Consider the following 21,081-nt stretch of genomic DNA (forward strand, 5'->3'; position numbering starts at 1 on the left):
TGCTTTCTCTCTGGACCGATCGCCGATCAAGATCAGGGCGGAAATGTCCCAACGCGTTGCTCATTTCCGGTTTCCTGCCTTCCCCAGCACCAAATGACGGCGACGCAAAGCAATGATTCCGCGCCGCCGGCCGCCCCCATCATAGTCGCCGATCGTCCCGACGAACACCGGATGTTTGCTCCCGTCACTTGACGGGTGCGAGGCAAACCCGAACTTTTCAGGTTCGATTGTCCATCGCTGGCGCATGAATTCGTGTGAGGCCGGCCAGACCACCTTCCAGGGATACGATGCCCGCTGAAACCGTTCATCCGCCGCGCAGGGATTGCCACAGGGACTGGAAGAAGGGCGCGACCCGGGCCCAGCGCCCGCCGGGCTGGTGCACCGAACGCGGCGCCTGGGCGCTCAGACGCTCGACGACGGTCCAGACATCGCAGGGCAGCCCGGTTTCCGGGTCGACATAGGCGGGATAGAGCAGCAGCGTCCCCGCGACGAGTTCGTCGACCGCCAAGCGCCGGCGGCGACGCGGGCAATCGCGCCGGTCCAGGGTCAGGCCCCAGCCGGCATAGAACGGCAGGCCGTAGGTCGCCACCTCCAGGCCGCGCAACAGCGCCTCGAAACCGACCAGCGAGGTCATGGTATGCACGGCGTCGACCTGCCCGAACAGGGAGACCACGGAAGCATCGTCGACCACCTGATCGGCAATCGACAGGGCGAGATCCCGCCCGATCCGGCCCTTGCGGTTGCCGGCCTCGACGTCCGGATGCGGCTTATAGACGATCCAGGCCTCGGGCCGGGCCGCCCGCACCGCCCGGAGCAAGCCGAGATTGCCCCCGAGATCCGGCGCCCCCAGGCGCACCGAGGCGTCGTCCTCGACCTGGCCGGGGACGAGGATGCGACAGGCTCCGGCCGGGGCCTGCACCAGGCCGGCCGCCGCGACCCCGACATTGTATTTGGTCAGGCCGCGCTCGACGATCAGGGCTGCGAGCCGGCGGGCGGTCGCCCGCTCCTCCTCGCTGAAGGGATGCTGTTCCAGCAGGCTTTCAAGGTCGCTCGGCCGGCCGGGATCGTAGTAGATCCCCTGGCGGTCGAGCACCAGGGAAGAAGCCGCGACATAGTTCGAGCCAAGGCCGACCGAGCGCAGGAAACCATCCTCGATCCGCAGCAGGGGGGGCAGGCCCTCGGCCGCCAGCCGGTCGGCGAGACCGGGCGGCTCGGTCGAGGCCCAGGTCGCGATCCGGCCGTTCCGGCGGCGGACCAGCCGTAGCGCCGCCTTGGCCCCCGCGCGGTAGCGCAACCGCCCGAGGCGGCTGGCCAGAAAGGCGCCGACATTCGCCCGCTTCCACGGCTTCATGGCGACGACCACCGTGTCGCCGGAAAACCGGCGGTCCTGTTCGATCACGCGGCGGACATGGTCCATGGCGGCAAGGGCATCGCAAGCCCTGCCCGTCACCGGATCGACATGGCGGCTGCCGTCGAGATAGGCGGCGGCGGCCAGATCCTCGACCGTCACCGGCACCGGCGTCCGGCGGTCGCAGCCCCGATCGTCGGCAAGGCCGAGACCGGCGTAGAAAGCCGGGCCGAAAGTTATCAGGGGCGTTCCCTGGATCAGGGCGTCGAAGCCCGCCGGCGCGCTCCAGGCGTAGACCGCCGCGGCGGCGGCCACCGCCGTGGCCACGGCCGCAGGGGCCGGCGCCAGCGCGATCCCGCGCCGGCGCGCCTCGGCCGTCAGCGGGCCGGGCACGGTGCGCCCGTCGAGATCCACCGCCGGCAGGATGCGCAGCCGGCCGGCCGGGTGATCGGCCAGCGCCGCCTCCAGCACCGCCGCCAGGGCAGCGGCCGCGGGCCCGATCTCGTCGGCGACCAGGATATGTCCGGCCGCCGCCGCGGCTGCCGGGGCGGCGGTGTTTGCGGTGCCGATGCGCCAGCCCCGGGCCTGTTCGATCAGCGCCCGTCCGAGCTGCCCGCGGGCCGCATCCCCCGGGCCCCGGCGCAGCGCCTCCTCGAAAGCCGCCGGATCGAACACGCCGAGCAGGGGCAGGTGCCGGGCGAAGCGGCGCGGCCGCGCCGCGCCGATCAGGCCGGGCCGCAACCGGAGCAGGCCCAGGCCATGGCGCGCGGCATAGGCCGCCGCGCGCATCCCGTCGTCCGCGCCGCCCCGGTCGAGAACGGCGACCGCGCCCGTGCCGGCGGGCGGCGGGCGGCCGGCATCGATGCGCACGCCCCCCGCCAGCAGGGCGAGATCCGCCGCCTGTTCCGCCGGCAGGGTGGTGAAGACACCGATACGGCTCATGGCCGCTCAGGCCCGCGCCGCATTGAGTTCCAGCAGCAGGTCCCGAACCCGGGCGATATGTCCTTGCCAGGTCGGCGGGCTGTACATGCGTGCCCGCGCGCAGGCGTTCAGGCGGCGGGGCGAATCGCGGTCGGAGAATTCCTCGATCGCCTGAAGCCAGGCCCGGCCGTCGATCGGATCCAGGTAATCCGCATAGGGGCCGTAGACCTCGTTGTGGGTTTCAAGGTCGGAGGCGATCACCGGCGTTCCGAGGGTCAGCGCTTCCGCCGCCGGCAGGCCGAAGCCTTCGGCGAAGGACGGCGTCAGCAGGGCGCAGGCCCCGCACAGCAGATAGCGCATGGTAACGTCGGACATGCCATTGCATTCGACGACGTGGCGATCGAGAAACGAGGCGCGTTCCAGCTGGTTGAAGACCGATTCGTTCTCCCACCCGCGCCGGCCGATGATGACGAGGCGGGGCGCCCGGGCCCCGTGCCGCTCCACCAGCCGGCGCCAGACCTGGAGCAGCAGGCTGTGGTTCTTGCGCGGCTCGATCGTGCCGACGACGACGAAATAGGGCACCACGGGGTTCGGCGGCCGGATGTCCCGGGGGCGGAGGAATTCGCTCTCGATGCCGAGAGGGACCGCCTCGATCCGCGCCGGCTCCCGGCCCGTGGTTTCGAAATACTGGATGAGGTCGCGCTTGGTCGATTCGGAATTGACCAGGATCAGGTCGGCGTGGCGGTGAACGGTCTCGATCCGCTCCATATGGCGGGCGGCCTCGTCCTCGCGGCAGAACTCGGGATAGTTCAGGGGGATCAGGTCGTGGATGAAGAAGACCGCGGCCCCCCGGGAGCGGGACAGCCAGTGAAACCGCTTGGCCTTGTTCAGATTGCTGTGGGAGACGTGAAGATAGGTCGCCGGCGGCCGCCCGTCGCGCGGCTCGAACAGGCGGCGCAGGCGCCGGCCGCCGCAGAACTGATCGAAGCGCAGGGCGCGCAGCAGGTCGCCGCGCTTCTGCGTGCTCGCGGTATCGCGCTCCGCGAACTCGGGGCGGCGGACGCCGTAGGGCGCTTCGAGAAAGGCCAGGATTTCCGCCTGCTCGGCCACGGCCGAGGCATCGGAAACCGGATCCCAGCCGCTGGCCGCGATGTCGAGAACGCGTTCGGACATCGACCGGCTGAGGACGCGGGCGCCGACGACGTCGGTCGTCATCATGTGCAGGTCGATTTCCGGCAGCTTCGACAGGAAGCGGGTATAGGCCATGTCGACGCGATCGATACCGGTCGGCGCCGGGTTGTCCAGGCGTCGGATCAGGCGCGTGACATCAAAGGCAACGGCAGTTCGCCCGCCGGCCGGCGCGGAAATCGTCATGGTCTTACTTCGCCAGCGGCCGCGGCCGGGCCCCCGCCCGTCCGTGGCCGGAAATGTTGCACAAATTCAATGCCCCCGATCCAACGCCTTCGGCCATCGGCCGCCCCCGGGATTGCCAGCCGCCGCCCGGCCCGCGACAACCGGCGCCCCGCGGGTCGTGTTGTTCCGCATCGGCGGAAACGGTGCGCACCTGTCACGCCTTCGGACGCAGTTGGACCGTACGATAGGGCCGGCGACCGAAAACGGCGTCGATCACCTGGTCGGTCGCCTCGCTCCAGGTCAGGAAGGGCATGCCCTTAGACGGAGGAACAAGGTCCGCCGCCAGATCGAGCCAGCGCTGCAGTTCCGCAGCCAGATCCTGACCGTTTTCCGCCTTGAAATAGAAGGCATGGGCGCCGGCCACTTCCCGGAACACCGGGATGTCGCGGACGATGAGCGGGGTTTCCCGGCGCGCGGCCTCGATCAGGGGCAGGCCGAAGCCTTCGCCCGCCGAGGCGGCGACCAGGGCCGCCGAGGCGTCGTACACAAGATCCAGCATCTCGTCGCTGATGCCCTGGAACCAGAACAGCCGCTTTCCCAATTCGGGATGACTGTTCAAGCGCTCGGCGATGCCGGTGGTCATCCAGCCGATCTTGCCGACGATCGCCAGGCCGACGTCCGCCCCCTGCTGCCACAGCACATCCAGCGCATCGAGCACCTGCTGGTGGCCCTTGCGCGGCTCCACGGTGCCGACCAGCAGGAAGGTCCGGCGCGCCTTCAGCGCCTTGAGGATTTTCTCCGCCCCGTCGACCAGCCCCTTGGTCGGCAGGCTCGCCTCGAGGTCGCTGCCGTTGTGAAAATAGCCGACCTCGATATCGGCATGGCGGTCCCCCGCCCCCAGCGCCTCGGCGTAACGGACGACATCGTCCGCGACCACGCGCGAGACGCAGAGGAACTGATCCGCCGTCCGCAGGCAGACCTCCAGCCAGCGGCGCATCTGATCGTCCATATTGGGCGGGAAGAATTGCGGCATCTGCATCGGCAGCAGGTCGTGCACCCCGATCACCACCTTGCCGCCCGCCTGGCGGAAGCGCCTCAGCCAGCCTTCGGCCTGGGGCAGGCGGTCGGGCACCCAATCGATCGCGAGATAGATATCGCCCTTGTCGAATTCGACGGGCGCATTGGGCAGCACCGCCGCCGGCACATTATAGGCCTTGTCGGCGAAGACGCGGGCGTAGCGGAAGAAATGGTCCTCGATCTGGACGGGTTCGACCACATAGCCGGGCGGCGGACTCTCGATCAGGCGGGCCAGGATGCTGCGCACCACGCGCTGGATGCCCGTCTTCGCATCCTGTTCGGCAAGGACGGTGACATCGTAGAGGATCTGGCGCGGGCCCACCCTGCCCTTGTTCGACGTGATCGCATTGGCGACCGACCGGAAATCGAACTCGTTCGGATAGACCGGCGCGTTGAAATCGGCGAGCGCCCTCAGCAGGATCCGCTCACCCTCGCCGCGCCCCTCGAGGCTTATGGTCTCGATCGCCTCGTGGAAGGCGTCGCCGACATCGGCCGGGTGGTGATGGGCCAGGATATGCGCCGCCGCCCGCTGCCCCTGGGCCGCGCGCAAGCCGGCATCGGCACGGAAACGCTCGATTTCGCGGGCAAGGTCGGCGATGTCGAACACGTCGGGCAGCTTGACCAGCGCATCGTCCGGAAGCTCCGCCGCCGTGCCGTGATTGTTGATGATGACCGGCAGCCTGGCGGCCAGACAGTCGAGGATCGTGCCCGAGGTCTCGCCCCGGGATCCGGTCCGCAACTGCACGGCGACATCCGCGGCCGCCAGATAGTCCCGATAGGTGGCCGTCGGCGCGAAGCCGGTGATGCTGACATTGATGCGGCCCTTGTGGCGGGCGATCTCGGCCACTAGGTCCTTGCCGTAGTCGCCTGCCGCATTCTCGCCGACGAAGACGAGGCGGAGACGGCCGGGCACCTTGCCGGCACCATAGTTGGCGATCCAGGCATCGAGCAGTTTCCGGCTCTGCTTGCGCCGGGTCATGATGCCGAAGCTGCAGACCACGAATTCATCCTCGCCGATGCCGAGGCGCGCGCGCGCGGCCGTCCGGTCCAGATCGTGGCTGAGCGCCCGAAGATGCGGGATCTCATGCATCATGCCGGCGATCCCCTCGCCGTAGATTTCCGTCGCCCGGTCGATCGCATAGCGAGAATGGACGATCACGCCGGTCGCGTTGCGGAAGACGACGCTGTTGCAGGCGAAGCGGTCGACCGCGACGAGGCGGCCCTCGCGCCGCTCGGCCTGGAGAGCGCCGAGACCATGCGTGCGGTAGAGTTCGCGATAGAATTCCTCGCTCGGGATCCGGCCGGTATTGGACAGCCAGTCGATCAGATCGCTGAGGAAGAAGTCGTGCAGGATGGCGATGCCGGGATAGCGCTGTATCAGCCCCAGCATGTGCTGGTGGAAATGCGAATTGCCGATCGAATAGACGATGCGGTCGTAAAGATGCGCATTGCGTTCGAACCAGCCGATATCGCGCATCACGACATTGGCCTTCAGCCAGTCGTCGTCGAGCACCGTGTCGACGATGATGCATTCGATCTCGTAGAACCGGGCCAATTCGCGCAGCAGTTCGGCGCTGTAATCGGCAATGCCGGAATGGTCGCCCGGCAGGGGCGAGAAGAAGGCCATCATGGGCTTGCGCCGCAGCGCCGCGCGCACGGGAACTGCCGGCCGCCCCTCGGCCTGCGCCCGCGCGTGCAGGTCCTCCATGGCGTCGAGCGCACGGGCGCCGGCCCGGGCCCAGGTCAAGGTCGCGGCCCGGCCCAGCCCCCATTCCCGCATCGCGGCGCGCAGTTCGGCATCGGTCAGCGCCGGTTCCATCAGCGACGCCAGTTCCCCGGCCTTCAGGGGATCGAAGAGAAAATCGTCGCGCCCGACCACTTCGGGCAGGCTGGTGGCCCGGGAGGCGAGAACCGGCGCGCCGCAGGCCATGGCCTCCAGCGCGGGCAGGCCGAACCCCTCGTGTTTCGACGGGAAGACGAAGAGATCGGCAAGGCCGTAAAGCCTGACCAGATCGTCTTCCGGCACATGGTCGCAAAAGACGAGGCTCTTCGCATTGACGCCGAAACGGGCGGCCAGGGCCCGCAGATGGCCCTTCTCCTCCTCGAACAGGCGGCCGGCGAAGGCAAGGTCGTGAGACGCCCGCAAGGCCGCCGGCAGCCGGGCGAAAGCATCGAAAATCAGCTCGACGTTCTTCCGCGGATCGACCGCGCCGACATAGAAAATGAACGGCTTTTCGAGCTTGTAGCGCCCGCGCAGCGCCCCCTCCTCGGCGGGGGACAGGGCGGCATGGCGGAACTTCGGCTCGACGCCGCCCGAAATCACGCTGATCCGGTCGAGCGGGATCTGGGCCAGCAGATGGGCTTCCTGCCGGGAATATTCGGAAACGGACAGCAGCAGGTCCGCGCGCTTCAGGGCCTGGGCCCGGCGCCAGTAATAGAGCGCGTGCCGCTCCTCCGCCAGGTAGCGGGCGGGATCCGCCATGGGGATCAAGTCGTGCAGGGTGACGGCGGTCTTGTACGGAACGTCGAACGCGCCGATCGAGGTCACGGCATCGTCGACGAAGCCCTCGAACAGCGAAGCGATATGCACGACATCGGGCCGAAGCTCGGCAATGAAGGCCTCGCGCAGGAGTTCCGCCGCCCTGGTCCGCCACAGGTTGTTCGGGTCACGCTCGGCGACACCGGTGCCGGCTTGAAAGACATGCAGGTGGTCGAGGCCGACCAGCGGCTCGAACTCGGTCAGCAATTCGTCCAGATTGTCGGTCAGGGCGCCGTTGAGCAGCAGATGAATATCGTGTCCCCGGGACGCGGCGATCATGGCATGCGCCAGGGCCCGGGTCTGGCGGCCGATGCCGCGAAAACGGCTTTCGGTCTGGCTTCCCTGTAGATCCAACAGCAATTTCACGACTGATCACCTTCAAGAACGTCGGGCCGACAGGCAGCGCTCATAGCGCAGCAACTCGCGGGCCGGGCTGTCCGACAGGTCGGACCGCGGCGGGGCGGGCCGCCAGTCGACCTCGCTCTCGGCGGGCTGCCGGCCCTTGCCGATGGCCTGCCTCAACCGCACCAGCATGGTGACGGTTTCCGAATAGACTTCGAGCCGGCCGGCCCCCACCTGCTCGACCGTATGGACGGGGATGCCTTGGGCGTCCTTCGCCCCCTCCTGCACGACGACGCGGAAGCCCAGCCGGTCGAGTTCATGGGCTGCATAGGGACGCGACGGATCGAGCAGCGCCGACCGGGCATAGGACCTGACCGCCTCGTCGAAGCTGCCCTGCATGCGCAGGCAATGGCCGATCTGGAGATGGAGGTCGGCATTCAGCGGCCGCAGCGCCATCGCCCGGCCATAGGCCGCCATGGCGTCGTCGAAGGCGTGAACGTCCTTCAGGCAGTTGCCCCGCTGCACCCAGACCGGAAAATCCTTGGGCGCAATCTCCAGCCACCGGCCATAGAGTTCCGCCGCAGCGGCAAGGGCGCCGCTGTCCCGGGCCTTGTTCGCGCGGCCGACCATTTGCCGGCGCTTGCGCTTTTTGAACAAGATTAGGTTAAACAGACCCGCCAACTCACTCTCCGCGCCATAAATCGCCGAAACTGCATCAACAGAGAAAAATCTGACAGAGGGTTAAGATAAACAGAGGGCAAGTCGATAAGGAGCGAAAAATCATCGGCAGGTTGGACCGCGCCGTTGCCTGATGCGTAGCATGGCCCGCCGACCTCGCCAAGACCGAGATTGCCGGGCCGAGACGGCCGGCGGGTGCTCAGGCTTTTCCTGACCCGCAGGAAATGGCAATGTGCGCTTCCCGGCCCGGCGCGGAATCACGCCAGCGCGCCCGCATTTCCGGGAGCTAGAGACCACTGACCGTGAAGGCTCAGACCGAAATATGGATATTACGTTCATTCAGACGGCGGACCCGCACCGTTATGCGCGCATGCTCGCGGCGACGTCGCGCAGCGTCACGGCCTATTGTCAGCGGCACGATTTTCGCTATGAGGCCTATGTCGGACTGAAGCGCGGCTATTTCGGCTGGCATGCCAGCTTCAATCGCATTTATATCCTGCGCGAATTGATCGATCGCGGCTATCGGGGCTGGGCCGTCTATATGGATGCCGACGCCTTCGTGGCCGATTTCGATTTCGATCTTCGCGGTTTTCTCGCCGACAAGGACCGTTATGCCGGCATCTTCACCCCGAGCGGGGTGACCGGCGAGTATTGGGATATCAACAACGGCATCTTCCTGATCAACCTGGCCTCGCCGGTCGCGCATAAGATCGTTTCGGACTGGTACGATCTGTTTCAGATCGTCACCGACGAGCAATTGCGCAACGCCCCCGACTGGACGAACGACTTCCTGGACGACCAGGGCATCCTGCAGAAGATTTTCCGGGAATGGCCGGCGGTGAAGGACGATCTCTTCTATGTCTCCCACCGTATCATCAATTCGATCGAAGCCAGTTTCCTGAAGCAGTTCATGCGCGGCCACGAACCGGATCTCGGCAAGCGGATCCGTTCGATCGAGACCATGATCCAGGAACTCCTGTCCGCCGCGCTCGGCCTGCACCAGCCGCCGGCCCCCTTCTCGAAGGAAGAGAGTGCGGAGATCGTCGTCGGCGCCTATCAGGGGGTGCTCAATCGCGCCCCGGATCCCCTCGGCATCGAAACCTATGTGCCCCATGTCGCGGCCCAGGGCCGGGCCGACGGCGTCGCCTTCGTCGTCGAGTCCCTGCTTGCCAGCGACGAGTTCAAGGCCCGCCGGCCCTGAGCGGCCTCGCCGTAGGTACGGGCCGTAGGTACGGAATGAATGCCGGGAGCGGATCCGATGTCCGACGCAGAGTATTTCAGGTATGCCGACTATTCCCTTTTCCACGCGAAACGGGAATCGGGGACGCTGGTCATCAGCTTCAGCGGCATCGGCATGGTCGGCCATTATTTCGACAACGGCGACCCGATGGTGTACTGGGACTTCTCGGAACACCAGAACGACATCGGCCCTTATCAGGCGCTTTACGTCCGCGACCTCACCCGTTCCTGGTTCAACGAGGACGCGGGCTTCACCGAGTGTTTCGATAAGATCATCGAAATCGCCACGGCCCCCGGCATCCGGCGCGTGGTGACCATCGGCCTCGGCATGGGCGCTTTCGGCGCCCTCTATCTGGCGTCCCGGACGCCGGTTTCCCTGGTCATCGCCCTTTCGCCGCAATCGGCCATTGCCCCCGTCGTGCTCGACGGCATCGACCGGCGGTGGGCGTATCTTCTCGAAGGGCGGGAGAAATTCCCCCGCGGCGACATCGCGCCCCTGGACCTGAAGGCGGATCGGATCGTCGCGCTGTGCACCGACGAATTCCGCGAGGATGTCTGGCATCTGCTCCGCCTTGCCGAAGCCAAACATGCGGAAACCTATATCTTCCCCGGCCGCGATCAGAACATCGCCTATGCCCTCGGCACCGAGGGCATGCTGGTGCCGATCCTGCAGCACCTGATCGCGGGCAGCGGCGACAGCGACGTCCGCGGCTATCTCGGCGCCCACCGGCTCAGCCCGCAATCGGCCGCCCTGCACCATTATCGGGCGCAGACGGCCTTCGAAACCGGCCGGGCCGACGATGCCCTTTACGAAGCGACGATGGCGCTGGCCTTGCGGCCGGATATCCCCGGCTACAAGGCGCTGCATGGGCGCATCAAGCACTGGCACGGCGAACAGGCCGCCGCTGCCGCCGCGAATACCAAGCGCGCCGCGATGCTGGAGCCCGAGCCGACGGTGCGCAACCCGGTGCTGCGCTTCCTGAACCGGCAGGCCTGGTTCGGGACGATCGTGCTGCTGCCCACGCTCGTCTCCGCCGTCTATCTGTTCGCCTTCGCGTCGGATCTCTATGTCTCCGAGGCGCGCTACATCATCCGCAGCCCCAACCGCTCCCAGTTCTCGCTCATCTCGACCGTGCTGCAAGGCACCGGCCTGGCGAAGGCGCAGGACGATACCTATGCGGTGAACGACTTCCTGCGCTCCCGGGACGCCGTCGCCGCCATCGAAGCCGGCGGGGTGGACCTGCGGCAGATCTACGGCCGGACCGACGCCGACGTTCTTTCCCGCTACCCGAACCCGGTGTTCGATGAAACGGAGGACGGCCTGTTCCGATATTACCTGAAGCAGGTGGCGCTCTCGCTCAACGGCAGCACGGGCATCACGACCCTGAGCGCCAGCGCGTTCCGGCCCGAGGATGCGCAGGTCGTGGCCAGGGCGGCGCTGGTCGCCGGCGAGACCCTGATCAACCAGCTGAGCGTCAGGGCCCAGGAAAATGCCCTGAGCGACGCCCAGAACGAGGTCGCCAATGCCGAGAACCGGGTAAAGGCGGCGGAAAGGGCCCTGCTCGACTATCGCGAGCGCGAGCTGATCCTGGACCCGACCCAGCAATCCGCCCTGCTGATCGAGGGCATCGCCAAGCTCCAGGCCCAGCTTTCGGCAGCCAATGCGCAATTGACCCAGGTTCTGCAAAATTCGCCGAGAAGCCCGCTGATCCCCTCGCTGCGCGCCGCGGTCCGCGCCCTCGAGGGGGAAATCGAGCGCGAACAGGCCAAGGTCGCGGGCACCGCGGGCGCCATGGCGCAGAAGCTGGGCGAGTACCAGTTCCTGATCATGGAGCAGGTATTTTCCGAGGTGCGGCTGACCGCCGCCACCGCGGGGCTCGAACTCGCGCGGATGGAGGCACAGCGCCAGCATTTCTATCTCGAACGCGTGGTCGAACCGGGGCTGCCCGACAAGGCGATCGAGCCAAGGCGGGCAACATTGGTCGCAACGATCTTCGTCTTCGCCTTCCTCGCCTTCTCGACATTGTGGGTAACGTCGCCGCGGGTGCGGAACCATGGCCGGCGCTAGCAGCCCCGCCGCCCCGGCGACGGGCATTGCCACTGTGGGCGCACCGCGTCTACAACTCTCAGATCACGCTTTGCAATGGCTGCGCAGCGACGGTAAGAAGGGGGCGATCCCGAAATCGCCTCGGTATCGGCGCCGGGAAAGCGGCGGCCCCCAATGTCATCGGCCAGAACACTCTTTGACAAAGCACCAATATTCCAATTTTGAGGACTTTCATGTCTGAAATCGGCGTCTCTCAATTTGGGAACTATGCGATCCGCCGGCAGAATGCCGAATCGAAGATTTGCGTAATCTGCGTCGCCAGTATCGGCAACGTCGGCAAATTCTACGATGACGGCCGCCCCGCGCTGTTTTGGGAATTCTCGGAAACCATCCACCGGCTTGGTGACGTTTCGGCCATTTTCGTTCAGGACCGGGGCCGGACCTGGTTCAACGACCCGAACGGCCTCGAGGCCATGATCGACGCCATCCGCGACACCCTGAAGGAATGGAAGGTGCAGCGGGTGGTCACCATGGGCCTCAGCATGGGCGGCTTCGGGGCCTTGCTCCTGGCCTCGCGGCTGAAGGTCGACCTGGCGATCTCGATCGCCCCGCAGACCGCCATCGCCCGGGACCTGATCAAGGGCCACGACCACCGCTGGGACGATCTGATCGCGCCCGTGCCCCGGTTCCCCAACGGCGACCTCTCGACGCTGAACGTCGGCGAGACCGAGGTCGTCCTGATGGCGGGCGACCTGGTGCCCGAGGATATCTGGCACATCCAGCGCATGCCCGCCCGTTCGAAGAGCCACATCTATATGTTCCCGGGCGCCGAGCACAATCTGTGCAACTGGCTGCGCGATCGCGGCCAGCTGATGCCGATCCTGGCCGCCCTGATCCGGCAGCAGCGGCCGGTGGACACGGCGGCCATGCTCGATGCCCACCGGCTCGGCGAATTCAACGCCTCCTTCCACTATATGCGCGCCATCGAACGGCTGGCCGCGCAGGACCTTCATACAGCCTGGTATCACGGCGAAGTGGCCCGGGCGCTGCGCCCGGATATCGAACATTACGCGACCTGGCTCTATCGCTTGCGCCACACCCTGGGCCATCTGGTCTTCCACCGCTTCGTCAGCCGGGGGCCGGACACCGTCTTCATCGACCCGAAGAAGGGCTGGTACGAGCCCGAGTCCTGGGGTGTCTGGGGCGGGGCGGAGGGGCGCCTGGACATTCCCTATCCGGTGTCCTGGACCGGCGACCTGAAGCTGGCCATTACCCTGGTCGGCGCGGTTTCCCTCATGCGCCAGCGCCAGACCGTGACCATCGTCGTCAATGGCAAGACCATCGAGACGGTCGATCTCGATACCAACCAGCCCCGCCGCCTCTTCGTCACGGCCATTCCCGCGGAAATCCTGAGCGACGGCGTCCTCCATATCCAGCTGGTGCCCGATTCCGCGCCGACCCCGGCCGAACTGGGCCTCGCCCCGGATGCGCGCCCGATCGGTTTCGGGATCGAGGGGCTGATCGTCGCCCCCGTCGTTCCCGCCCCGCAGCACGGCGCGCCCGTTCACTTCATGGACATCAAGAAAACGTCGAGCACCCCCTGGTGATCGCCGCTGTCGTCCAGACCGCGGCCGGCGGCGCTTGCGGCTCCTCGGCCGGGTGAGGGCGGGCATGGCACCAAGGATCGATATCGACGGGCGGAATCTCGCCTTGAGGCGAGGCACCGGGATCAGCACCTATGCCCGCAACCTGACCCATGTCATCCACGGTCTCGGCCCGGCGGTCGGCGTCGTCTATGGCAAGCACCTGCTGCCGCGGGCCGACGCGACGCTGGCGGAAGTGTCCTTTTTCGACCAGGAAAACCTGCTGCCGCGCAGCCGCTTCGCCCGGCGCAGCCATCTCTTCGGCCAGGTGATCGCCGGCATGGCCGGCCTGCGCCCGCGGCGCATCGCCGGCGAGGTCGTGATCCGCGAGCCGCTGGCCGCCGACCTGCCCTATTTCGACCGGCTCTACAATATCCCCGGCCTGTTCGACATCGCCCGCAGCTACCTGAAATATACCGGGCAACTGATGGACCTCCGGTATTCACGCCAGGAACGGCCCCAGGTCTTCCATTGTACCTGTCCTCTTGCCCTCCGGGTGCGGGGCGCGGCCAACATCTATACGCTGCATGACCTGATCCCGCTAAAATTGCCGTATTACACGCGCTATCTGAAAGCCGAATACTATCGCATCGTGAAGGAGATCGTGCGACGCGCGGACCATATCTGCACCGTCTCGGAATTTTCCCGGCAGGACATCATCCGGACCCTGAAGGTTCCGGAAAACCGCGTCACCAATACCTACCAGTCGGTCAGCGTTCCGGGCTGGATCACCCGCAAGACCGATGACGAGATCGCCAACGAGATCGAGGGCGCTTTCGGCCTGCCGTTCGGCGGCTATTTCCTGTTCTTCGGCGCGATCGAACCGAAGAAGAACATCGCCCGCATGATCGAAGGCTATCTGAAGGCCAATGTGCCGCAGCCCCTGGTCATCGTCGGTTCCGAAGCCTGGTCGGCCGACCATGAACTGGCCATGCTGCAGAACGACGCCGTCCGCGACAGCGGCCGCATCAAGCGGATCCAGTATGTGCCCTTCGATCTGCTGCTGACCCTTATCCGCGGGGCGCGGTCGGTGGTCTTCCCCTCGCTCTACGAGGGGTTCGGCCTGCCCGTGCTCGAGGCCATGCTTCTGGGCACGCCGGTGATTACCTCCACCTCCTCCTGCCTGCCCGAGGTCGCGGGGGACGCCGCCCTGCTCGTCGATCCTTACGACACCGACGACATCAAGGCGGCCTTCCGCGCCATGGCCGACAGCACCGCCAGCCTGGAGGAATTCCGCGAGCGCGGGCAGCGGCAGGCGGCCCTTTTCAGCCCCGAGCGCTATGCCGCCAGGGTGAAGGCCATGTACGCCCCCTTCCTGTAGCGGCTGCGCCCCGCCCGGTTCCCGCCGCGAAGGGCCGCCCCTTCACACGCGGGCCCCGGGATCCTCCCCCGGCGATCAATTGCCGGCGCGCAGCCGGCGCGTCTTGCGCATGCCGATGATCGTCTCGAGCGTGCTGACCAGGAAGACCTTGAGCGCCGATTCACGGGGCTTCGGATCTTGGCCGCGGCCGATGCGCCGCAGTTGCCGGGTGTACCAGGTCACCTCCATCATGGCCATCCGATCGACCATGCCGATGCCGGTCTTCAGCGGCGTCACCTTTTGCTCAGGGTCCTTGCCCTCGAGCAGGCGTTGCGAGACTTCGGGCTCGATCGCCAGCAGGCGGGCGATGCCGCAGAGATCCAGCGAACCGGACGCCAGCGCCGCATCCATGCCGGCCGCGGTGCGGAAACCGCCGGTCACCATCAGCGGCACATGGGGGATGCGCGCCCGCACCTTGTCGGCGAAATCCAGGAAATAGGCTTCGCGCGCCTTCGTCGATGCGCGGACACCGGTCATGACCGGCGCTTCGTAGGTGCCGCCCGAGATTTCGATCAGGTCGATGCCGGCTTCCGCGAGCGCGCCCATGACGTCGAGCGCCTCCTCCTCGGTGAAGCCGCCCTTCTGGAAATCGGCCGAGTTCAGCTTGATGCCGATGGGGAAATCCGGGGCCGTCGCGGCGCGCATGGCCTCGAGCACGCGCAGCACGAAGCGCCGGCGGTTTTCGGCGGTGCCGCCCCAGATATCGCTGCGCTGGTTGGTCAGCGGCGACAGGAACTGGCTGACCAGATAGCCGTGAGCGCCGTGGATTTCCACGCCCGTGAAGCCCGCCTTGCGGCAGATGCCGGCGGCGCGGCCGAAACGGGCGATGATCTCCTCGATCTCATCGCCGGTCAGGGCCCGCGGGGTTTCGAAGAAGGCCTTCATCGACTCGCTGAAACCGACGGCGGACGGCGCCACCGTTTCCGCGTTCAGCCCTTTCGGCGCCTGGCGGCCCGGATGGTTGATCTGCGCCCAGATCTGCGCCCCATGGGCCTTGCCGGCCGCGGCCCAGTCGCGCAGCAGGTCGAGGTCGCGCTCGTCCTCGATCACCACGTTGCCCGGTTCGCCCAGGGCGCGGCGATCGATCATGACGTTGCCGGTGATCAGCAGGCCCGTGCCCCCGGCCCCCCAGCGGCGATAGAGGCGCACCAGTTCAGGCGTCGCCCGGTTGTCCATGGTGCCCAGCGCCTCGCTCATGGCGGATTTGGCGATCCGATTGGGCAGCCTGACGCCGTTGCCCAACGAAAAAGGCGTGCCGAGGATGGTTGTCATGTTGTTTTCCTTGGAACGAAGGGGATCGAAGCAGGCACAAGGTCGCCGGTGGGACGCGCAATAAGTCCCGGGTCCGGCCGAGAAGGCATTTGGCAGATAGGATTCGTTCAGGCCGACTGCAAGATGCCGGTCAGGCCGCGGCCGGTTTCGGCAGCCCGCGCCGAATGAAGGCGACAATGGCATCATGCATCTGGCGAAGCCCGGGCAGTTCGATCGGGTAATGCCCCGCCTTGTCCAGCATGACGGTGGTGACGGGGACCTTCCCGATCCTGCGCAGGAACAAGTCGCTGAGATGCAGGGGGGTCCAATGGTCCTCGGCCGGCTGGGTCAGGAGCACCGGGCAGACGTCGAAATCCTCCGGCTCGATCGCGGGGCGATAGCGCGCATAGGTGCTGAGAAATTTCAGCGAAACCCAATTCCCGGCCGAGGTCCCGTCGCGCAGACAGGCGTCGAGCGCCCCTTTGTCGTTGGCAAGGGTCCGCATCTTGCTGACCAGGGCCATCGGCAGCCGCAGCCGGCCCAGCCCCAGCGCCGTCGAGAGATGCGCCAGCGGCACGCCGACACGGTTCATGAACGGATTGGCCGCCGTCTCGTCGCCGACCTGCCGCACCCGCTGGTCGAGAAAGGTCATGCCGACGATGCCCTGGACCTTCCGGTTCAAGGCCGCGGCGTGATAGGCCAGCATGCCGCCGGCGCTGAGGCCGTAGAGAAAAATCGGGCGCGGATCCCTTGCCCTTTCGCTGTCGATGAAATCGCTCGCCGCCCGGACCCAATCGTCATAGGTGACGGTGACGCCCCGCGCGACCTCCGTCACCCCGTATCCCGGCATATCGATGGCGACCGTCTCGAAACCGCTGCGGTGGAGCGGTGCCCCGAGGATGGTGGACATCTGGCGACCATTGGTGCCGACGCCGTGGAACAGGATCACGCGCGCCGGCGCCGACGGCAGGCAATAGCGATCGAGATGGATGCGATGACCACGCCAGGCCCACCATTCCTCGGCGGGCAGCTGCCCGGGACCGAGTTGATAGGGCGCCGGCAGAAACGACTGGATCTCCCGCCAGGCCTTCTGACCGGCGTAACCTTCCGACACTTCATTCACCGCAGGGTCTCCATTCCGGCGCTCGGCGGGCGTCGACTTGACTTGACGGCCGCGCGGGTCCACATCACGGGAATGAACATAAGTTGGATTTCCGGAAAAAACAACAGATGTCGGATTTAGAGACGCCGTCAGCCTCGGACCCGGCAGCCCGGGGCAAGCGGACCCGGCGCGCGGGACTGCCGGTCCAGGCCCGCTCGCAGGAGCGGATGGCGCGGGCGCTTGAGGTGGCGGAGCGGCTGGTGGTCGAGATCGGGCCGGAACGGACGTCGATCCCCGAGATCGAACGGCTGTCCAACGTGCCGCGGGCGAGCATCTATCAATATTTCCCCGACAAATACGCAATCTTCTCGCACCTGTCGCAGGGCCATATGCAGGGCTTGATGGCGTTCATCCTGGGCGCTCACCCAGCCGGCCGCCACACCGACTGGCGGGCGATGACGCGCGCGGTCATCCAGGATACGGCGGCCTATTACAATGCCAATAAGGCGGCCAGCGTGCTGCTGCTGAAGGGGCCCTTCGGCAGCAACGACTGCAAGGCCCATTTCGACAAGGACGCGAGCCTCGCCCGCTGGCTCAGGGCCCGCGCCCAGGAAACCGGCCTCGCCAACCTGCCCGAGAACCCGGACGCGGTCGCCCTCGCCATCGAGATGGTCTTCGCCTGCCTCAAATACGGCTACAGCCAGGAGGGCTATACGTCGGCGGCGATCTGCGATCAGGCCATCGCCGCGATCACCGGCTATCTGGCCAACTGGGCCTGAGGCGGCCGTCGGGCGTCGCCGTCCCGATCCTCGGCCGGCACACTTCAGATCGGCGCCTCGACGACCGGCAGGGAGATGCGGACCTCCAATCCCCCTTGCGGCCGGTTGGCGCCGCTGATCCGCCCGCCATGGGAGAGAACGGCCCGCTGCGCGATGGCAAGGCCGAGCCCATAGCCGTCCGGCGCGCCATGGGCGCCGCGGGCGAAGGGCCGGAACAAATGTTCCAATTCGCTTTCGGCAACGCCCCGGCCCTCGTCCGCGACGACGACCTCGACCCAGCCGGGCCGGGCCTCCAGGGTGACGGAAATGGCCGAGCCCTTGGGCGTATGGCGCAGGGCATTGCGCAGGATATTCTCGATCGCCCGCCGCATCAGGCCGGCGTCGCCGGCGACCAGCACATCCTCGGCGCCGTCGTCCGGCGGGCAATGGATCACGGCGCCGGCCGGTTCCGCCTCGAAGCGCGCATCGGCGACCACGGCCCGGACGAGACTGTTGAGGTCGAAATAACTGTCCTTGTCGGCCAGGCCGTTCTCGGCGCGGGCAAGGCTCAGCAATTCGCCGACCATGGCATCGATCCGCCCCGCCTCGTCCTCGATCCGGTCGAGGACGAGGTCGAAGCGGCCCGGATTCTGCCGGGCAAGCCCGATCGAGATCTGGAGCCTTGCCAGCGGCGAGCGCAATTCATGGGAGACATCGTTCAGCAGGCGGTCGCGCGCCTCGACCAGATGCTGGAGCCGTTCGGCCATGGCATCGAAATCGCGGGCGAGATCGGCGATCTCGTCGCGCCGCCGCCCCATCCGCCCGGCCAGCCGATAGCCGAGATCGCCGCGCGCCAGGATCGCGAACCCGTCCCGCAGGCGCCCGATCGGCCGGGTCAGATACCAGGCCAAGGCCGCGCTGAAGCCCAGCCCGCCGATGATCGCCAGCACCACCATGAAGGGCGGAATATCGAAGGGGCCGGGCTTTCGGGCCGGCACGGCGCGCGGCTCGTAGACGATCTCGTAGCGGGTGCCGTCCGGCGCCGTCGCCGTGCCGACCACTTCGAACTCGCCCGCTGCCCGCACCGCCCCCGGCGGCCACAGGCTCAGGCGGTCGCGCCCGGGCGGCTGCAGGCCGGCCAGGGCCTCGCGGAAAGCCGCCGGGCCCTGCTGCTCGACGATGCGGGCCGCCAGCGCAATCTGGGCCGGGGCGGCCTGATCGGCCAGGAAGCGCTCGACATGTTTCGGCTGCACGTCGAAGACGACGAAATAGATCCACAGCCCCTCGATGATCGCGATGAAGGTGAACCAGAAGCCGAGCAGGATTTTCCAGAACAGGCGCTGGCGCATCAAGCGCCTCCCCCGCCCAGGCGGTAGCCGACGCCCCGCACGGTCTCGACCGTCAGGGCCTCGCCGGCGGCATCGGTCAGCTTGTGGCGCAGGTTGCTCATATGGACGTCCACGCTTCGGTCATAGGCCTGCCGGCGGCGGCCGAGCGCGCCTTCCGAAAGCTCGTCCTTGGTCGAGACCCGCGCCCCCGCCAGCAGCAGCATTTCAAGCAGGCGGAATTCGGTCACGGTGAGATCGAGCGGGTGGCCGCCCCAGGCGACCTGCCGGCGCCCCGGCGACAGGGACAGGCCGCCGAACACCAGGCTGTCGTCCGCCCGCGCCCCCGGATCGCCGCCGCTTCGGCGCAGCACGGCGCGCAGGCGCGCCACCAGTTCGCGCGGGTAGCAGGGCTTCGGCACGTAATCGTCCGCGCCCATCTCGAGGCCGGTGGCGCGGTCGATGTCGGCGCCCTTCGCCGTCAGCATGATCACCGGCACCCGGCTGCTTTCCCGGACCCGGCGCAAGACGTCGATACCGCCGAGGCGGGGCAGCATGACATCGAGCAGGACGGCGTCGTAGCGGCCGGACAGGGCGGCCTCCACCCCCGCCTCGCCGTTCAGGGCGATGGTGGTGGTGAAGCCTTCGCCGCCCAGATATTCGGTCAGCATGGCCGCCAATTCGGCATCGTCATCGATCAGCAGAATCTGCACGCCGCCTCCAACCGCGACCGGCCCCGGCTTGATGGCCCGGTGCCAGAGCATACGGCTTCCCGATCCTCCGCAAGCGCCTTTCCACATTCTTTACACGGTCTTGCCGAAGACCTGACCCACGGCCTGCCGGCGGGGGCCTAGACTGCCTCCGTTCCGCCTCGTCGCGCTTCCTTCCGAGTCCGCTCATGCCCTGGTCCCGCATTCTTCGCCTCGCCCTCCTCGTCGCCGTCGTCGGCGGCATCGGCTGGGGCATCAAGGCCCGGTATTTCCCAAGCGGGGACGCCGCCCCCCAATACCTGACCGCGACGGTAACGCGGAAGGACCTGGAGCAGGTGGTGCTGGCCACCGGGACGCTTGAAGCGGTGGAGCAGGTCAGCGTCGGCGCCCAGGTCTCCGGCCAGATCAAGTCGCTGAAGGTCGATTTCGGCGATGTCGTCGGCAAGGGCGACGTGATCGCCGAGATCGATTCGAAGACCCAGGAAAACAACCTGAAGAACGCCGAGGCGCAACTGGCCAACGTGACGGCCCAGCGCGCCGCCAAGGTGGCGACCCTGAAGCAGGCCGAAGCCGCCTTCGCCCGCCAGAAGCGCATGCTGGCCCTGAACGCCGTCGCCCGCGAGGCCTATGAGGCGGCGGAGGCGATCCTCGGCGTTACCCGGGCGGAAATCGACGCGCTGGACGCCCAGATCGCCCAGGCCGGGATCGAGGTTTCGACCGCCGAGCTGAACCTCGGCTATACCAGGATCACCGCGCCGATCGACGGCACGGTGGTCGCCGTCGTGGTCCAGGAGGGCCAGACCGTCAACGCCAACCAGACGACGCCGACGATCGTGAAGCTCGCCCAGCTCGGGACCATGACCGTGAAGGCGGAGATTTCCGAGGCCGATATCGTCAATGTGGCGCCGGGCCAGGCGGTCTATTTCACCATCCTCGGCCGCCCGGACACGCGTTTCGAGGCGGTGCTGCGCGCGATCGAACCCGCCCCCACCGCGATCAATTCGGAATCGGGCACCACCTCGTCCTCCGCCGCGTCGGGCAGCAGCAGTTCGACCGCGATCTACTACAACGGCGCCTTCGACGTGCCGAACCCGGACGGCCTGCTGCGCATCGACATGACGGCCCAGGTTTCCATCGTGCTCGGCGCCGCCAAGGGCGCGCTGACCGTCCCCGCCTCCGCCCTCGGCCCCAGGACGGCGGACGGCCGCTACACGGTCACCGTGGTCGAGGCCGACGGCCGGGTGGCCCCGCGCGAGATCCGCACCGGCATGGAAGATACGGTCGACGTCGAAGTCCTGGACGGCCTGCGGGAAGGCGAGAGGATCGTGCTCGGCGATACCGCCGCGGGCACCAGCACCCGCATGCGCATGCCGCGGATGGGCCTTTGA

14 protein-coding genes are annotated in these 21,081 nt (G+C 67.2%); 6 read left to right on the forward strand and 8 right to left on the reverse strand.

What is annotated here, in order from left to right; all coding sequences use genetic code 11:
* Positions 1-304 precede the first annotated feature (304 nt).
* From DKG75_RS19830 to DKG75_RS19845, 4 genes are all read right to left on the reverse strand, one after another.
* Positions 305-2,290, reverse strand: coding sequence for a capsular polysaccharide export protein, LipB/KpsS family (locus DKG75_RS19830; protein WP_109922929.1), 1,986 nt, complete (start codon positions 2,288-2,290; stop codon positions 305-307).
* Between the two features lie 6 nt (positions 2,291-2,296).
* On the reverse strand, positions 2,297-3,643 hold the full coding sequence (locus tag DKG75_RS19835; protein ID WP_109922930.1) for a glycosyltransferase family 4 protein: 1,347 nt from the start codon (positions 3,641-3,643) through the stop codon (positions 2,297-2,299).
* A gap of 193 nt (positions 3,644-3,836) precedes the next feature.
* Positions 3,837-7,604: a glycosyltransferase gene (locus tag DKG75_RS19840; protein ID WP_109922931.1), complete on the reverse strand. Its 3,768-nt coding sequence runs from the start codon at positions 7,602-7,604 to the stop codon at positions 3,837-3,839.
* 12 nt (positions 7,605-7,616) lie between these two features.
* Positions 7,617-8,210 carry a tetratricopeptide repeat protein gene (locus DKG75_RS19845; RefSeq protein ID WP_109922932.1) on the reverse strand — a complete coding sequence of 198 codons (594 nt, stop codon included), beginning with the start codon at positions 8,208-8,210 and terminating at the stop codon, positions 7,617-7,619.
* A gap of 418 nt (positions 8,211-8,628) precedes the next feature.
* Here DKG75_RS19845 and DKG75_RS19850 point away from each other — a divergent pair, with 418 nt between their 5' ends.
* From DKG75_RS19850 to DKG75_RS19865, 4 genes are all read left to right on the forward strand, one after another.
* A complete protein-coding gene (locus tag DKG75_RS19850) occupies positions 8,629-9,459 on the forward strand; it encodes a hypothetical protein (protein WP_133637075.1) in 831 nt (276 codons plus the stop codon).
* Between the two features lie 57 nt (positions 9,460-9,516).
* Complete coding sequence (locus DKG75_RS19855; protein WP_109922934.1) at positions 9,517-11,565, forward strand: KpsE/RkpR family capsule polysaccharide export protein; 2,049 nt, start codon at positions 9,517-9,519, stop codon at positions 11,563-11,565.
* A 212-nt stretch (positions 11,566-11,777) separates the two neighbouring features.
* Positions 11,778-13,151: a hypothetical protein gene (locus DKG75_RS19860; protein WP_109922935.1), complete on the forward strand. Its 1,374-nt coding sequence runs from the start codon at positions 11,778-11,780 to the stop codon at positions 13,149-13,151.
* A 64-nt stretch (positions 13,152-13,215) separates the two neighbouring features.
* Positions 13,216-14,508, forward strand: coding sequence for a glycosyltransferase family 4 protein (locus DKG75_RS19865; protein WP_109922936.1), 1,293 nt, complete (start codon positions 13,216-13,218; stop codon positions 14,506-14,508).
* 75 nt (positions 14,509-14,583) lie between these two features.
* Here the strand turns inward: DKG75_RS19865 and DKG75_RS19870 are convergent, their stop codons facing one another.
* Together DKG75_RS19870 and DKG75_RS19875 are read right to left on the reverse strand one after the other, a co-directional pair.
* A complete protein-coding gene (locus DKG75_RS19870; RefSeq protein WP_109922937.1) occupies positions 14,584-15,819 on the reverse strand; it encodes an NADH:flavin oxidoreductase/NADH oxidase family protein in 1,236 nt (411 codons plus the stop codon).
* Positions 15,820-15,949: 130 nt separating this feature from the next.
* Complete coding sequence (locus tag DKG75_RS19875) at positions 15,950-16,921, reverse strand: alpha/beta hydrolase (RefSeq protein ID WP_208112263.1); 972 nt, start codon at positions 16,919-16,921, stop codon at positions 15,950-15,952.
* 206 nt (positions 16,922-17,127) lie between these two features.
* Here DKG75_RS19875 and DKG75_RS19880 point away from each other — a divergent pair, with 206 nt between their 5' ends.
* The gene (locus DKG75_RS19880) at positions 17,128-17,679 is read left to right on the forward strand and encodes a TetR/AcrR family transcriptional regulator (RefSeq protein ID WP_166646592.1); all 552 of its coding nucleotides are present in this window, start codon (positions 17,128-17,130) and stop codon (positions 17,677-17,679) included.
* A 44-nt stretch (positions 17,680-17,723) separates the two neighbouring features.
* Here the strand turns inward: DKG75_RS19880 and DKG75_RS19885 are convergent, their stop codons facing one another.
* Complete coding sequence (locus DKG75_RS19885) at positions 17,724-19,007, reverse strand: HAMP domain-containing sensor histidine kinase (protein WP_109922940.1); 1,284 nt, start codon at positions 19,005-19,007, stop codon at positions 17,724-17,726.
* Entirely contained in the window at positions 19,007-19,696 is a 690-nt protein-coding gene (locus DKG75_RS19890) for a response regulator transcription factor (protein WP_109923072.1), read from the reverse strand. Before DKG75_RS19890 ends, DKG75_RS19885 begins: the two co-directional genes overlap by 1 nt.
* A 185-nt stretch (positions 19,697-19,881) precedes the next feature.
* On the opposite strand from DKG75_RS19890, the gene DKG75_RS19895 reads away from it, so the two are divergent.
* The gene (locus DKG75_RS19895; RefSeq protein ID WP_109922941.1) at positions 19,882-21,081 is read left to right on the forward strand and encodes an efflux RND transporter periplasmic adaptor subunit; all 1,200 of its coding nucleotides are present in this window, start codon (positions 19,882-19,884) and stop codon (positions 21,079-21,081) included.

The organism is Zavarzinia compransoris, assembly GCF_003173055.1.
Taxonomy (GTDB): domain Bacteria; phylum Pseudomonadota; class Alphaproteobacteria; order Zavarziniales; family Zavarziniaceae; genus Zavarzinia; species Zavarzinia compransoris.

Bases quoted from the DNA above. Each gene is read 5' to 3' on its own strand.
- DKG75_RS19830 (WP_109922929.1), bottom strand. From the start codon at position 2,290: ATGAGCCGTATCGGTGTCTTCACCACCCTGCCGGCGGAACAGGCGGCG.
- DKG75_RS19835 (WP_109922930.1), bottom strand. From the start codon at position 3,643: ATGACGATTTCCGCGCCGGCCGGCGGGCGAACTGCCGTTGCCTTTGAT.
- DKG75_RS19845 (WP_109922932.1), bottom strand. From the start codon at position 8,210: ATGGTCGGCCGCGCGAACAAGGCCCGGGACAGCGGCGCCCTTGCCGCT.
- DKG75_RS19850 (WP_133637075.1), top strand. From the start codon at position 8,629: ATGCTCGCGGCGACGTCGCGCAGCGTCACGGCCTATTGTCAGCGGCAC.
- DKG75_RS19855 (WP_109922934.1), top strand. From the start codon at position 9,517: ATGTCCGACGCAGAGTATTTCAGGTATGCCGACTATTCCCTTTTCCAC.
- DKG75_RS19860 (WP_109922935.1), top strand. From the start codon at position 11,778: ATGTCTGAAATCGGCGTCTCTCAATTTGGGAACTATGCGATCCGCCGG.
- DKG75_RS19865 (WP_109922936.1), top strand. From the start codon at position 13,216: ATGGCACCAAGGATCGATATCGACGGGCGGAATCTCGCCTTGAGGCGA.
- DKG75_RS19870 (WP_109922937.1), bottom strand. From the start codon at position 15,819: ATGACAACCATCCTCGGCACGCCTTTTTCGTTGGGCAACGGCGTCAGG.
- DKG75_RS19880 (WP_166646592.1), top strand. From the start codon at position 17,128: ATGGCGCGGGCGCTTGAGGTGGCGGAGCGGCTGGTGGTCGAGATCGGG.
- DKG75_RS19885 (WP_109922940.1), bottom strand. From the start codon at position 19,007: ATGCGCCAGCGCCTGTTCTGGAAAATCCTGCTCGGCTTCTGGTTCACC.
- DKG75_RS19895 (WP_109922941.1), top strand. From the start codon at position 19,882: ATGCCCTGGTCCCGCATTCTTCGCCTCGCCCTCCTCGTCGCCGTCGTC.